The organism is Candidatus Tenderia electrophaga (genome assembly GCA_001447805.1).
Taxonomy (GTDB): Bacteria; Pseudomonadota; Gammaproteobacteria; order Tenderiales; family Tenderiaceae; genus Tenderia; species Tenderia electrophaga.
This window is the reverse complement of sequence record CP013099.1, coordinates 2263446-2278492: the sequence shown is the minus strand read 5'-3', so window position 1 is coordinate 2278492 and position 15047 is coordinate 2263446. Positions and strand designations below refer to the sequence as shown.

The 15047-nt window shown below is 59.5% G+C and carries 10 protein-coding genes and 2 tRNA genes; 10 read left to right on the top strand and 2 right to left on the bottom strand.

Features of this window, described 5'->3' with window-relative positions:
• Positions 1-249: 249 nt before the first annotated feature.
• The 5 genes from Tel_10450 (at position 250) to Tel_10430 (ending at position 4072) form a co-directional block, all read left to right on the top strand.
• On the top strand, positions 250-522 hold the full coding sequence (locus Tel_10450) for a DNA-binding protein HU (protein ALP53527.1): 273 nt from the start codon (positions 250-252) through the stop codon (positions 520-522).
• A 14-nt stretch (positions 523-536) separates the two neighbouring features.
• Positions 537-612 (top strand) — tRNA-Val (locus tag Tel_10445).
• Between the two features lie 26 nt (positions 613-638).
• Positions 639-715: transfer RNA gene (locus Tel_10440), tRNA-Asp, on the top strand.
• Positions 716-866: 151 nt separating this feature from the next.
• Positions 867-2726 (top strand): hypothetical protein, encoded by a 1860-nt coding sequence (locus Tel_10435; GenBank protein ID ALP53526.1) that lies wholly within the window; start codon positions 867-869, stop codon positions 2724-2726.
• A 47-nt stretch (positions 2727-2773) separates the two neighbouring features.
• Positions 2774-4072, top strand: coding sequence for a sodium:dicarboxylate symporter (locus Tel_10430; protein ALP53525.1), 1299 nt, complete (start codon positions 2774-2776; stop codon positions 4070-4072).
• Between the two features lie 70 nt (positions 4073-4142).
• Here Tel_10430 and Tel_10425 read toward each other — a convergent pair whose 3' ends face one another.
• Positions 4143-4928, bottom strand: a complete 786-nt coding sequence (locus Tel_10425; GenBank protein ALP53524.1) for an enoyl-ACP reductase — start codon at positions 4926-4928, stop codon at positions 4143-4145.
• Positions 4929-5165: 237 nt separating this feature from the next.
• On the opposite strand from Tel_10425, the gene Tel_10420 reads away from it, so the two are divergent.
• Genes Tel_10420 through Tel_10400 form a run of 5 tightly spaced genes read left to right on the top strand, consistent with a single transcriptional unit; the run spans position 5166 to position 13276 of the window.
• The gene (locus Tel_10420) at positions 5166-7031 is read left to right on the top strand and encodes an ABC transporter substrate-binding protein (protein ALP53523.1); all 1866 of its coding nucleotides are present in this window, start codon (positions 5166-5168) and stop codon (positions 7029-7031) included.
• A gap of 12 nt (positions 7032-7043) precedes the next feature.
• Positions 7044-8426 (top strand): ABC transporter permease, encoded by a 1383-nt coding sequence (locus Tel_10415; protein ALP53522.1) that lies wholly within the window; start codon positions 7044-7046, stop codon positions 8424-8426.
• Complete coding sequence (locus tag Tel_10410; protein ID ALP53521.1) at positions 8419-9600, top strand: ABC transporter permease; 1182 nt, start codon at positions 8419-8421, stop codon at positions 9598-9600. Before Tel_10415 ends, Tel_10410 begins: the two co-directional genes overlap by 8 nt.
• Complete coding sequence (locus Tel_10405; protein ALP53520.1) at positions 9600-11261, top strand: ABC transporter ATP-binding protein; 1662 nt, start codon at positions 9600-9602, stop codon at positions 11259-11261. The genes Tel_10410 and Tel_10405 overlap by 1 nt, the downstream gene beginning before the upstream one ends.
• Positions 11261-13276 (top strand): ABC transporter ATP-binding protein, encoded by a 2016-nt coding sequence (locus Tel_10400; GenBank protein ID ALP53519.1) that lies wholly within the window; start codon positions 11261-11263, stop codon positions 13274-13276. The genes Tel_10405 and Tel_10400 overlap by 1 nt, the downstream gene beginning before the upstream one ends.
• A 212-nt stretch (positions 13277-13488) precedes the next feature.
• On the opposite strand, the gene Tel_10395 is transcribed toward Tel_10400, so the two are convergent.
• Positions 13489-14826, bottom strand: coding sequence for a protein-L-isoaspartate O-methyltransferase (locus Tel_10395; GenBank protein ID ALP53518.1), 1338 nt, complete (start codon positions 14824-14826; stop codon positions 13489-13491).
• Positions 14827-15047: the final 221 nt, after the last annotated feature.

Genomic DNA, 15047 nt, shown 5'->3' with positions numbered 1-15047 from the left:
AAAGTATAAAATCCGCTCTACCGAATTGATCGTCGTGGTCCTCGGTCGAATTAAACAAGAAAATAAACATTCCTGAATCTGCCATACCTAATCTAGAGTTTGGATTTAACGCTGATTCTCGCAGCGTCCTGAGGAGTGTATTTCTAGCCGTTTGGTTTCTCGCAGTTGGTGGGTCGGTTAAGAGAGATTTTAGGTCGGCACGTATTTTTATAACGTGTAGATAACGTTTTTTACAGAGGAGTTTTCGTAGTGAATAAAGCAGAACTAATTGAAGCTGTCGCCGAACAGGCTGATATGAGCAAAGCCGATGCCGGACGCGCCGTCGATGCCATGGTCAACACCATCACCAGCGCCATGAAAAAGCAGGACGATGTGTCCCTGATTGGCTTTGGTACCTTCACCGTTCGTGAGCGTGCCGCACGCAGTGGCCGCAACCCGCAAACCGGTGAAACTATTCAAATTAAAGCCGCAAAGGTTCCCGCATTTAAGGCTGGCAAAGCCTTAAAAGATGCTGTAAACTAGCCGCTCTTTCGCTGGGGTGCTTAGCTCAGTTGGGAGAGCGTCGCCCTTACAAGGCGAATGTCGGGGGTTCAAGTCCCTCAGCACCCACCAGACTTTTTATTTAAAAAGTAACGCGTGGAGTGGTAGTTCAGTTGGTTAGAATACCGGCCTGTCACGCCGGGGGTCGCGGGTTCGAGTCCCGTCCACTCCGCCAACAGTCAAAAAAGGGTGCAGCGCTGTTCCAGCCTGCACCCTTTTTCTTTATCATCTCATTTTTAAATTCACCGGAAGAAATTCGATATTAAGCCATGCTGCAGCATATACGTGACAGAGCACAAAGTTGGATTGCGATCGCCATTATCGGGATGCTGATTATCGGCCTCTCGACAGTCGCCTGGGATGCCTACTTCAGCCCCGACCCTGAGGTGCCGGTGGCCAATGTCAACGGTGAAAAGATCACCCTTGAAGAATTTCAGCGCGCCTATCAGCAACAGCGTGCGCGTTTGCAGAACATGCTCGGCGGTGCCGACATCAGCCAGTTCATTCCCGATGAAGATGAATTCAAGCGCAATGTCTTGAAACGTCTGGAAGAAGAACGGTTGATCCTGCAGGCGGCGTTGGACGCGGGCTATCGCGTCAGTGATGCACTGTTGGCGCAGCAGATCCGCAATTTAGATGCGTTTCAAAGCAACGGTGAATTTGATCCCGCACTGTACCAACAGTGGCTGAACCAAAATTTCATGTCCGCAGGAACCTTTGAAGACATGCTGCGGCGCGACGTCATTATGCAGCAATACCGTTTGGCGGTGGCCGCCACCAGTTGGAGTACAGAGCAGGAAAATAAGCGATTAATCGGTTTGCAGGAACAGCAGCGCGACATGGGGTACATCCGCATCCCCGCGGCGGATTATCTTGAACAGGTCAGCGTTTCCGAGCAAGACGCCAAGGCGTATTACGACGAACACTCGATCCGCTACGCGACGCCTGAAAAGCTCAGCATCAAATATCTCGAACTCAGTATCGCCGATCTGACTCGGCATGTGGATGTAGATGAAGGCAAGTTGCGCGAGCTGTATCAGGAGCGTCAGTTGGAGTTCGGCGTACCTGAGGAACGCCGTACGCGTCACATTCTGATCGAAGTGCCGGGCGATGCCGCGGAGTCGGAGCTCGAAGCGGCGCGCCAGGAAGCCCAGTCGTTGTACCAACAGGTCCAGGCGGGCGAATCGTTCGAGCAGTTGGCCCGCGAACACTCTGATGACATCGGTTCAGCCAATGACGGCGGCGATCTGGGTTACATGGCGCGTGACACCATGATGGACCCGGCTCTGGCCGATGCCGCCTTTTCCCTGGCCGAGGGCGAGGTGAGCGAGCCGGTCCGGTCAGGCTATGGTTTCCATCTTATCAAAGTCGAAGATATCAAAAGCGGCCAGTCCAAGAGCTTTGCCGAGGTGCGCGCGCAACTGGAACAGGACTATCGTCGTCGTCAGGCCGAGGATATGTTTTTCGAACAGGGCGAGATCTTGGCCAATCTGACTTTCGAGAATCCGGACACCTTGGAGATTGCCGCCGACGAACTCGAGCTGGAGATCAAACAGACTCCCCTGTTTAGCCGTGAGCAAGGCGCCGGTATCGCCAGCAATCCGGATGTGCGTGCTACCGCATTTTCCGACGAAGTGCTGGCGCAAGGGCTCAACAGCCAGGTGTTGGAGCTCAACGGCGACCGTGTAGTCGTGCTGCGTGTAGACGAGCACCAGGAATCGTCCATTCGCCCCTTCGAGGAGGTGAAGCAACAAATCATCACTCAGCTGCGTCAACAGCGCGCCCGTGCCATGGCCGAAGCGGCGGGACAAGAAATCCTCGACACGCTTGCGCAAGCTGGCGAAATCCAAGCCCTTGCCGAACAACGTGAGCTGAACTGGAATCATCCCGAGCCCATCAAGCGTGATGTCCAAGGGATGGATGCCAAGCTGGTCCGGCACGCCTTCCAAATGCCGTCTCCGGACAGCGCCGCGCCGGTCTATGACGGCCTGGCCATGAGCAACGGTGACTATGCGGTAATCGCCCTATTTGAAGTCAGTGACGGCGATGTGACAGCGGCAGATGAGAATCTTATTGATACCATCGCGGCTGAGCGCGAGCGCTATTACGGTGCCGCCGAATTGATGGGCGCCATGAGCGATATGCGCCAATCCGCTGACATCAAAGAATATCCGGAAAACCTGTAAACGCAATTGCCAAAACGCCGCGCCGGGGTCACAAGGAGTCGTCGTAGATGAAGCTCAAGCTGCATTGGCAAATCCTCATAGCCCTGGTGCTGGCGGTTATCGTCGGCAGCCTCACCGGTACCGACGCCGCCATCTTCGGCGTTAGCTTTTACGATATCTTCGCCTTCGTCGGCACGCTGTTCCTCAATGCCCTGAAAATGCTGATCGTGCCGTTGATCGTTTCATCTATCATCGTCGGCATCGCCGGCATCGGCTCGGGTGGTGATCTCGGCCGCCTCGGCGCCAAGACCTTGTTGTACTACGCCACCACCAGCCTGCTCGCCATCCTCATCGGGCTGGTGTTCGTCAACGCCTTGCAGCCGGGGGTTATCGACGGCCAACCGGCCCGGGATATGATCGGTCTGTCCGAAGATGTCGCCGAGTTGGAGGAAAAGGTCGAAGGCAAGGGCGCGGGCGATGTCGCCGGTATTTTTCTGCGCATGGTGCCCACCAACATTGTCGCCGCTGCAGCCGACGGTCAGATGCTTGGCTTGATCTTTTTCAGTCTGTTGTTCGGCTATTTCATGACCCGGGTGTCGCACAGTTACGCCTCAACCCTGCACACCTTTTGGGAAGGTGTGTTCGAGGTCATGATGATGATCACCGACTGGGTGATGAAGTTTGCCCCTATCGGCGTCTTCGCCCTGGTGGCCAAGGTGGTCGCCGGTACCGGCTTCTCTGCCTTCCTGCCACTGGCCTGGTTCACCGCGGCGGTGCTTGGTGCCTTGGGGGTTCACATTTTCGTTACCATGCCGCTGCTGCTGCGCTTTGTCGGCGGCGTCAATCCGCTGCGCATGTATCGCGCCATGGCCCCGGCCTTGTTGACGGCCTTTTCTACGGCATCATCCTCGGCCACGCTGCCCTTGACCATGGAATGCGTTGAAAAAAACGCCAAGGTCTCCAACCGCACCAGCAGCTTTGTCCTGCCCCTGGGCGCCACCATCAATATGGACGGTACGGCCCTGTATGAATGTGTAGCGGCGATTTTTATCGCCCAGGCCTATGGGTTGGAATTGAGTTTTGCCCAACAGTTCATGATCGTGGTGGTGGCCTTGCTGACCTCTATCGGCGTGGCAGGGATTCCTTCGGCCAGTCTGGTGGCCATCTCGATTATTTTGACCGCGATAGGATTGCCTTTGGAGGCCTTGGGTTTGATTCTGGCGGTGGACCGCATCTTGGATATGTGTCGCACCAGCGTCAATGTCTTCGGCGATTCCTGCGGCGCGGTGATCGTGGCCCGGTTGGAAGGGGAGAAGCGGGTGCTGACCACCGATGAGGAAGAGCGGCGCCTGACGTCGCACTCCTAACATCTGGTGCGTTTACAAGTTACAAATGGCGCACCCGAGGCCGCGCCGTTTGTGGAAGTCGCAGGGTCGGTTAGACTTCCATGGCCATACCGATGGTGTTGTAGCCGGAGTCTACATAGGTGATCTCGCCGGTAATGCCCGCCGCCAGGTCTGAGCACAAGAAGGCGGCGGCATTGCCCACCTGCTCGATGGTGACGTTGCGCCGCAGCGGCGCGAAATTCTCAACATGGGTCAGCATTTTACGAAAGTCACCGATGCCGGCCGCGGCCAGTGTCTTGATCGGTCCGGCGGAGATGCCGTTGACGCGGATACCGTCCGGCCCCAGGCTGTGCGCCATGTAGCGCACATTGGCCTCCAGGCTGGCCTTGGCCAGACCCATGACGTTGTAATTGGGCATGGCGCGCTGGGCGCCGAGATAGCTCATGGTCAGCAGGGCACCGTCGCGGCCTTCCATCATATTGCGGCCGGCCTTGGCCAGCGCGGCGAAACTGTAGGAACTGATTTCGTGCGAGATATTGAAGCTCTCGCGGGTGATGGCATCCAGGTAGTCACCCTCCAGCGCCTCGCGCGGGGCGAAGGCCACCGAATGGACGATGATGTCGACGTGATCCCAATAGTCGTCCAGTCGCTCGAAGACGCGCTCGATATCCTTGTCGCTGCTCACATCGCAGGGCAGGGTGATGTCCGAATCCAATTCGGAGGCCATCTTCTCCACCCGCGACTGCAGCTTGTCGTTCTGGTAGGTGAAGGCGAGGTCCGCTCCCTGGTTCTTCATGGCCTGCGCCACGCCCCAGGCGATGGAACGGTTGCTGGCCAGGCCGACGATTAATGCGCGTTTCCCTTCTAGAAATCCCATAGTTCACCTTGCGTGTTGATACATATTGATTTGTTTGTCGGTCGGCATCCGGGGCGGGCGCCTCTCGATATGATTTTGTTAAAGGTACCTAAATTCCTCAGTCAGGGGAAGAGCCGTGTGAGGGCATCTTGTTTGATGTCGGCGGGGCCGTTATTCTGAGCTTTCAGATACGCTAATAAAATAGTGTACCATCAAAAACCTGTGGATTAGCCGCGACACTCGGATCGAAAACCCGTCATGGAAAAACGCTTCACCTTTAAAGACTTTTTCTTGTTCGCCTTTCTCAGCCTGTTGTTTATCACCTTGCTGCTCGCCATGTATATGGTCGACCGGCAGTGGCGGGAGATGGACGCCATGCAGAGTGTAATGAAGGAACAGGCCGAGGATATCCGCTCCCTGCGCGGCCTCGTGAACGGTCTGGATCAGCGCCTGCGCAGCGGTCAGGTGATCAGCAAGGCCGCCGGTGCGCAAGGCGATGAAGTGCTGCCGGCCTTCCAACGCGCCTTCGCCGCCACCCGCATGCCTGGCTTCGCCCGCGGTGACTGGTTGGTCAACTCCTTCGGTACCGGTCTAAAGACCATCACGCCTTTGATCTCCAGCGACGCCTATGCCGCCGAGGTGCAATCCTATGTGCAGGAATCCTTACTCACGCGCGACCCCGAGTCACTGGAATGGCTGGGCATGGTTGCGCGCGATTGGCAGGTGAGCGAAGACGGCCTTACGTTCACCTTTCAATTGCGCGATGATGTGAAGTTCTCCGACGGTGAACCGTTGACCGCCGATGACGTCGTATTCACCTTCGAGTTTATCCAAAACCCGGCCATTGCCGCACCCCGTGAACGTGCCATCTACGACAAGATTGACAGCGTCACCGCTACCGGACCTTACAAGGTGGTGTTCAAGTTCAAGGAACCCTATTTCAACAGTCTGGCCCTGGCCGGCGGTATGGCCATCATGCCGCGCCATTTTTATGAGCCTTATCTGAAAGACCCTGAGACCTTCAATCAGTCCAAGGGACTGTTATTGGGCTCCGGTCCTTACCGTCTGCTGGATCCCAAGGGCTGGACCCCGGACCAAGGGCTGGTGGAGTTGCAACGTAATCCCCGTTACTGGGGTCTGCAGCCCTCATTCGACCGTCTACTGTGGAAGGTGATTCAAAACGACGCCGCACGCCTAACCACGTTCCGCAATGGCGAAATCGACGCCTATGGCGCCCGCCCGCGCGAGTACCAGACCCTGCTCGATGATGACACGCTAATGGAACGTACCCAGCGTTTCGAGTACATGAGTCCGACGGCGGGCTACAGCTATATCGGCTGGAATCAGGGACGCAACGGCAAGCCCACCCGTTTCGCCGATAAGCGCGTGCGCCAGGCCATGACCTATCTTACCGACCGTCAGCGCGTCATCGACGAGATCATGCTGGGCTATGCCGAGGTGGCGGTGAGCCCCTTCAATCCGCGCAGCAAGCAACATGATCCCGATTTGGATGCGCGCCAGTTCAATCTCGACAAGGCCAAGCAATTGCTAAAAGAAGCCGGCTTTGCCGATCGTGACGACGACGGGGTACTGGAGGGTCCCGATGGCAAGCCTTTCGAATTTGAGCTGGTGTTTTTTCAAGACAATGAAGATACCCGCCGCATGGTGCTTTTTATTAAAGACCTCTACGCCCGCGCCGGTATCTCTTTAATCCCCAAGCCCACCGAATGGTCGGTGATGCTGGACCTGATCAACAAACGTGACTTCGACGCCATTACACTGGGCTGGACCAGTGGTGTCGAAACCGACATCTACCAGATCTTCCACAGCAAGCAGATCGAAGCCGGCGGCGACAACTTCGTCGGTTACCAAAACGAGCGTCTGGATCAGCTCATCGAACAGGCGCGCGGTACGGTGAACGAAGAAAAGCGCATGCCTCTGTGGCGAGAGGCCGAACAGATCCTGTACGAGGATCAGCCTTATACCTTCCTGATGCGGCGCGAGTCCCTGGTGTTCATCGATGACCGTATCCGCAACCTTGAGATCACCAAGCTCGGTCTCAACATGGGCATGGTGCCGGTGGAGATTTTCGTGCCCGGAGAACTGCAGAAGTACTCTCGGTAAGCACAGGCCCCGATGCATACCTATATCATCCGCCGCCTGCTGTTGATGTTCCCGACCCTGATCGGGATCACCATCGTGGTCTTCGCCGTCATGGCGGCGGCCCCCGGAGGCATCAGCGCGCAGAGTCTGGTGGAAGGTCAGAACCTCGAGCCCGAGGTGAAGCAGGCCATGGAGAAGTATTACAACCGCCTCTACGGTCTGGACCAACCGGCCCCGGTGCAATACCTGCGTTGGCTCAACAACGTGTCGCCGGTGGGATTCACCTTTAATGAGGAAAACGAGATCGAGGGCTTTTCCTTCACCAAGGGCTCGGACCTGGGTACCAGTTTCCGGTACGGCCGCCCGGTGCTGGATTTGATTGAAGAACGCCTGCCCATCACGCTACTGTTGAATGTCATCTCCATCCCCCTGATCTACGTGATCGCCATCGCCATCGGTGTCCACGCCGCGACACAACGGGGCAAGGCCTTCGACGTGGGGTCGGGGGTGAGCATGCTGGCGCTGTGGTCGGTGCCCACCATGCTCGCCGGCGTGCTGCTGATCGGTTTTTTTGCCAGCGATCAATACTGGCGCTGGTTTCCCACCGCCGGTCTCAATCGGCGCGAAGCCTTGGACATGCCCTTTATGCCGCACTGGCATTCACTTGCTGATGTATTGCTGCTGTTCGCGGCCATCGCCATTGCGCTGTCCTTGTTTATCACCTTGAGTCTGAGGGGCGGGCGCTTGCTGCGCACAGGCGTAATGGCATTGCTTGGCGCAGGCCTGGGCATCACGATGGCCGATGCCCTACCGGGCGAGTCGCTGCAGATTACCTATTTCATCATCGCCGTGTTACTGGCGTTCATCACGGGCTTTATCGGCTATACCGATTACGGCGCCCTGCGCACCAGCATGATGGGCATGGTAGGCCTGTGTGTCGGTGCGGGCGTGGGTTTTTATTTCATGCAGGGCGAGTTCGTGCGTGGCTTTCTGCTCGATCGCGTCTGGCATTTGCTGTTGCCGGTGCTGTGTCTCTCCTACGGCGGCTTCGCCTTTCTGGCCAAGCTGACACGCAGTTCGGTGCTGGAAAATCTGCTCTCGGATTATGCCCGCACCGCCCGCGCCAAGGGTGTACCCGATCAACAGGTGCTGTGGCGCCACGTGTTCCGCAACAGCCTGTTGCCCCTGATTACCGTGGCGGCCGGGCTGTTGCCCAGCCTGCTGGGTGGCTCCATTATCGTCGAGGCCCTGTTCAGTATCGACGGCATGGGCAAACTGGCGGTGGAGGCGGTGCAGACCCGCGACCGTGAGCTGGTACTGTCGATCACCTTGATCGGTACCCTGTTGTCCCTGGCCGGTTATCTGATCGCCGATCTCTGCTACGCCATCGCCGACCCCCGGGTGAGCTATGAGTGAGGCTGTGAAACCCCGGCAACAGCGCAGTTATGCCGCCCAGGTATTGCGCGAGGTGTTCACCAAATGGGGCGCGCGCATCGGTCTGGCGTGGATTGGCCTGCTGGTGTTCGTGGCGGTATTCGCGCCGTTTCTGGCCAACAGTCATCCCTTGTTAGTGAGCGCGCAGGGTGAGTTGCGCAGCCCCTTGTTGACATACCTCAGCGCAGCGGACGTGACATTGTTGATCATCTTTTTCAGCGCCGTGGCGCTGTGGTTTGTGGGCATCAGCTTTCGCGCCAAATTCGGTATCGTGATTCTGATCGCGGTGATCGCAGGCCTAGCCTGCAATGCCTTGGTGTCACCGCCCAAGCTCAGCATCTATGAAGAATATCGGGAAAAGGCGAGGGCGGGCGAGTATAACTGGATGCTCACCGCGCCCATCCCGTATTCGCCTAAGGACTACCTGCGCGACGCCGGCGATACCGGACTGGAGGCGCCGCTGGCCGACACTGATCGCAGCCACTGGTTCGGCACCGACGAAAACGGCGCCGATGTGCTCAGTCGCATGATCCACGCCTCGCGTATCGCCTTGGGCATAGGCTTCGTCGCCACCGGCATCGCCATGATCATCGGCACCATCATCGGCGGGCTGATGGGCTACTTCTCCGGCATCTATGACATGATCGGCATGCGCCTGGTGGAGATCTTCGAGGCCATCCCGGTGTTGTTCCTGTTGCTGACCTTCGTCGCCTTCTTCGGACGCAACCTCTACGTCATGATGATCATCATCGGCATTACCGGCTGGACCGGCTATGCCCGTTACGTGCGCGCCGAATTCTTGAAACTGCGCCAGCAGGAGTTCGTGCAATCGGCCATCGCCTGCGGCCTGCCGCTGCACTCCATCCTGTTCCGCCATATTCTGCCCAACGGCATGGCGCCGGTTTTAGTCGCGGCCTCCTTCGGCGTGGCCTCGGCCATCCTCGCCGAGGCCACCCTGAGCTTCCTCGGCTTGGGCCTGGTGGACGATCCCTCCTGGGGCCAGATGCTCAACCAGGCGGTACAGGCCGCCACCTTCAACTGGTGGATGGCGGCCTTTCCCGGCGGGGCGATCTTTCTCACCGTGTTCGCCTACAACCTGATCGGCGAATCCATGCGCGACGCCATCGATCCCCATCTCAAGAAGTCGGCCAGATAATGACTAGGCTGCTCAAAGTCGAAGGCCTGCAGACCTGGCTGCGCAGCGGCGACGAAATCGTGCGCGCCGTGGACGAGGTCAGTTTCGAGATCAAGAAGGGCGAGACCTTTTGCCTGGTGGGGGAGTCGGGCAGCGGCAAGTCCATCACCGCTTTGTCCGTGATCCAGTTATTGCCCCAGGACATCAGCCAACACCCGGGCGGGCGCGTTCTATTCGATTATCGCCATAACGACGGCCGCATCGAGCAGGTGGACATGCTCAGGCTTGATCCGGCCAAGACACTCACCATCCGCGGCGCGCGCATCGCCATGATCTTCCAGGAGCCCATGACCTCCCTCAATCCGGTGTTCACCATCGGCGACCAGATCATCGAGGCGCTGCAACTTCACAACCCGGAGATGGACGAGGCCGCGGCGCGCCAGCGCGCCATCGCCGCCCTGGAGCAGGTCAAGATCCCCAATGCCGCGGAGCGCATCGACGAATATCCGCACCGCCTCTCCGGCGGTCAACGGCAGCGTGTCATGATCGCCATGGCCATGGCCTGCGAGCCCGACCTGCTCATCGCTGACGAACCCACCACCGCCCTGGATGTGACCGTGCAGGCCGAGATCCTGCGCCTGATGAAGGATCTGCAGCAACGCCGCGGCACCGCCATCCTGTTCATCACCCACGACTTCGGCGTGGTGTCGCAGATGGCCGACCGGCTGGCGGTGATGCAACTGGGCAAGATCGTTGAGGCCGGCCCCCTGAAGCAGATGATCAACCAGCCGCAACATCCCTATACCAAAAAGCTATTGGCGGCCCTGCCGGAGAATCTGCCGCGCGAGATCATCAGCCACGATTCCGAGCACACTGCGTCAGCCAAACCCTTGCTCGAACTGCAGGGGGTGCAGGTGTATTTTCCTATCAAGAAAGGCGTGCTGCGCCGCACCGTCGATCATGTCAAGGCGGTGGACGGCATCGACCTCAAAATCCCCAAGGGCCAGATCCTGGCGCTGGTGGGGGAGTCGGGTTGCGGCAAGAGCACCCTCGGACGGGCGATCCTGCGCTTGAACGATCCCACCGCCGGCAAGGTATACTTCGACGGTGCCGACATCACCGCCCTGCCGCACAAGCAGATGCAACCGCTGCGGCGCGAGATGCAGATCATCTTTCAGGATCCCATGTCCTCCCTCAATCCGCGCCTCACCATCGCCGCCACCCTCACCGAGCCCATGAAGGTGCACGGCATCGGCGAATCGAAGGAAGAACGCCTGGAGCTGGCCAAACGGATTCTGGAGCGGGTGCACTTGAAGGGTGACTATGTGTGGCGCTTTCCCCATGAGTTTTCCGGCGGTCAACGCCAGCGCATCGGCATCGCCCGGGCCTTGGCCTTGAACCCCCGGTTTATCGTCTGCGACGAGGTGACCAGCGCCCTCGACGTCTCGGTGCAGGCCGAAATTCTGCAAATGCTGCTGGAACTGCGCCAGGAACGCGATTTGACCTTGTTGTTCATCACCCACAACATCGGCGTGGTGGAATACGTCAGCGACGAGATGGCGGTGATGAACGACGGCCGCATCGTGGAGCAGGGCCCGACCGATCGCATCAGCCGCGTACCGCAGCACGAGTACACCAAGAAGCTCTTGGCCGCCGTGCCGCGCGTTGAGTTCGAGCACTGATGTCCGACGCGCTGCTCAGCGTCCGCAATCTGCAGACCTGGTTCAACCTCGGTGAACAGAGCGCCCGCGTGGTGGACGGCGTCGGTTTCGATATCCAGCGCGGCGAGACCTTCGCCCTGTTAGGCGAGTCGGGCTGCGGCAAATCCATGACCTCGCTGTCCATCATGGGCCTGGTGCCGTCGCCGGGTGAGGTGGTCGGCGGCGAGATCCTGCTCGACGGCGCAGACCTGCTCAAACTGCCCGAGGCGGGCATGCGCAAGCTGCGCGGCAACCGTATCGCCATGATCTTTCAGGAACCCATGAACTCGCTTAATCCGGTGTTCACGGTGGGGCGGCAGATCGGCGAGGTATTGTGGCGGCACAAGCAGATGAGGGGCGCGGCGGCACGCAGGCGCATCATCGAGTTGTTGGCTGCGGTGGGCATCCCCGCCCCCGCGAGCCGCATCGATGAGTATCCGCATCAGCTCTCCGGCGGTATGAAACAACGCGTCATGATCGCCATGGCCCTGGCCGGCGAACCGGACCTGCTCATCGCCGACGAACCCACCACCGCCCTGGACGTCACCATCCAGGCCCAGGTGTTGCAACTACTGCGCGATCTGCAACAGCAGACCGGCATGGCCATTTTGCTCATTACCCATGACCTGGGCGTGGTGGCCGAGACCGCCGACCGGGTAGCGGTGATGTATGCCGGACATATCGTCGAGCAGGCCGAGCGTGCGACCTTTTTTAATCACCCGCAACATCCCTACAGCCTCAAACTGTTCGACTCCCTGCCCGAGTTGCAGAAGCGCGACCGACAACTGGAGGTGATCAAGGGCAGCGTGCCGCCCTTGACCGAGGTCTTCACCGGCTGCCGTTTTACCAGCCGCTGCGACTTCGCCTGGGACCTGTGTCGTGACCGGGCGCCCGCCTGGCTCGAAACGGACGCCGGCCATCATGTCCGCTGTCACCGTTGTGATCCCGACGTGTTAAGGCAATGGCCGCCGCAGGACATCGTTGCTTCGGCCGAGCTTAAAGCCGACATCAATGCCGAGGTCGGTGGGGCGCTGCTGGAGGTGAAGGGGCTTAAGGTCCACTTCCCCGCGCGCCCGAGACTGTTCAAACGCGGCAGCGGTCTCGTCTACGCCGTGGACGGCATCGATCTCAGCATCGAAAAGGGCAAGACCCTCGCCTTGGTGGGCGAGTCAGGCTGCGGCAAGACCACGGCGGGCAAGGCCATTCTGCAGTTGTTGCGTCCCACCGCGGGACAGGTGATGTTCGAAGGCGAGGACCTCACCTACCTCAGCGGCGAACGCCTGCGCCGCAAGCGCCGCGACATGCAGTTCATCTTCCAGGACCCCTTTTCCTCCATGAACCCGCGTATGACCATCGGCGCCATTGTCGAAGAGGGCATGCTGGCCCAGGGCATCGGCGGCGACAGGCAACAACGCCGCGTGCGCGTCGACACCCTGCTGGAACACGTGGGCCTGTCGGCCGCCATGCGCAACCGCTATCCGCACACGTTTTCCGGCGGTCAGCGCCAGCGCATCTGCATCGCCCGTGCCCTGGCCTTGGACCCGAAGCTGATTATCTGCGACGAACCCACCAGCGCCTTGGATGTGTCGGTGCAGGCGCAGATCCTGAATTTAATGCAGGCGCTGCAGGCGCAGTTCGGCATTTCTTATCTATTCATCACCCACAACATCTCGGTGGTGTCTTATCTGGCCGACGAAGTGGCGGTGATGTATCTGGGCCGCATTGTCGAGCGTGGCACGGTGACGGAGATTTTGCAGACGCCGCGGCATCCCTATACCCAGGCCCTGTTGGCGGCGGTGCCCAGCATTGATTCAGACACTAAGCGGGACGTGCTGCACATCGAAGGCGATCTCCCGTCGCCCATGGCGCCGCCGGCCGGCTGTCATTTTCATCCTCGCTGTCCCCACGCCATGGCGCGCTGCAGCCAGGCCTATCCCGACGCGGTGGCCGCCAGTCCCAGCCATTCGGCGCGCTGTTATCTGTTGTATCCCGAGTAATACGCCAATAAACGGTGGGCCAACGCCGCCTAACAACGCAGCGTAGTGATTGATATAGGATCAAAGGGATCAGGGCGAACCTGACCCGGTTCCCTCGCTACTGTTCAGGCCGTCGCTCATTTGCTGGTTCAGCCAGCTTCAGGGGCTATCAAATGCGTTTGCAAGGCGGGTCGCCTTTTTCGGACTTAGCCACAGGAAGGAGAACGCGCGCATCAAACGCCGGCGGGAAACGTGTCGGGGACCTCGCGCTTCGTCTCGACCGGCACGCGCAAGGGGTGCAACGCGGTCGTCTCGTCCAGATAAAGGAATGCGTCGTAGCGACGCGGCAGGACCGTCGGCACGTAGTTGCCGAGCATTTCGTGGCGCGGATGATACACCACACCGATCGCACGGTGTCCGCGGGGCCTCAGCATGGCTTCACCCGGCGTGTCCCGGTTGAAGATCAACAGCCGGTTTTCCGGTCCCATGCGGTGCAGCACGTCTTCCCAACTGTCACGTCGGGCGGGGGGGACAGGCATCCGCGCCATCGGCGCTTCCCAACTGCTGCCGGCGATCACACTGCCACGGTGAGAGCCGAAGCCGACCAGTACCACATCCTCGCGCTCGCGCTGCTGGCGCACAAGCTGACCCACGTTCACCATTCCCTCGTCGCTCATGTCGGTATAGCGCGCATCGCCGATGTGGGTGTTGTGCTCCCACACGATCGCCTTGGCCTGCGGCCCGTGATGGCGCATCAGCCGCTCCAGCGTCTCGACCATGTGGCGATCGCGGATGTTCCAGGACTCCGGCCCCCCATGCACCATGGTACGGTAATAGTGCTCAGCGTCCTTCACGACAATCGCGTTCTGCTCCGCATTCAAGTCCGATTCGCGCCCGTCATGGGCGTAATGCGGCGCGCCGCGGCGTATTTCCGCGAGCAGTGCGACCACCTCGTCTTCGCAAGAGGCGTCTACGAACCTTGTCGCCCAGGCGTATTCCTGCGGGTCTTCGCCGTAGGGCTCGAAACAGCGGAAGGCGTGCACGGCCTGCTCGAACGCCTCGGGACGCGAGCGCCGCAGGTACGCCATCAGGGAATGCAGCGAGTCCCACAAGCTGTAGACATCCAGCCCGTAGAAACCGGTCTTTCGCGCCGCCGGCAGGCGCTCGTTGCGATGCCGTAGCCACTCGGCCAGTGCGACGATTTCCTCGTTGGCCCACATCCAAGTGGGCCAACGCTCGAAGGCGTGGAGGACGTCGCGGGCACTGGCGCCGGCATCCTGAAAGCCCTTGATATAGCGATTAAGCCGGTAGCAATTGGGCCAATCGCCTTCGACCGCGATGAAATCGAAGCCTTTCTCCTCGATCAGCCGGCGGCTGATCCGGGTCCGCCAGGAGTAGTATTCGGCCGTGCCGTGCGACGCTTCGCCAAGGAGGACGTAGCGCGCGTCGCCGATACGCTCCAGCAGCGGCGTCAGGTCATCGTCTGATTGCAGCGGAGTGGCGAATTTCCGCAGCTCACTGTCGAGATCGCGATCCACAGGTGGCTCTGTCTGTCGAAGTCGTTGGATCATCTAGATCATCTCCTTAACAGCGTGGGAAAGCGGGCGCCGGGCTCTGCCGCGGACTACGCATTGAGCGACCGGACCCCGTCATTGCGCGTTTACATCATCTCTCACCATGCCGTGACGCTTTATCCCGCCCCTGCATCCACGCATTTTCAGTACATGCTCCTGCATCATGTCCGGCTCTTTCCCGGAGCCGTTACGGTTCCTCAGGATCCCGACGTCCATGA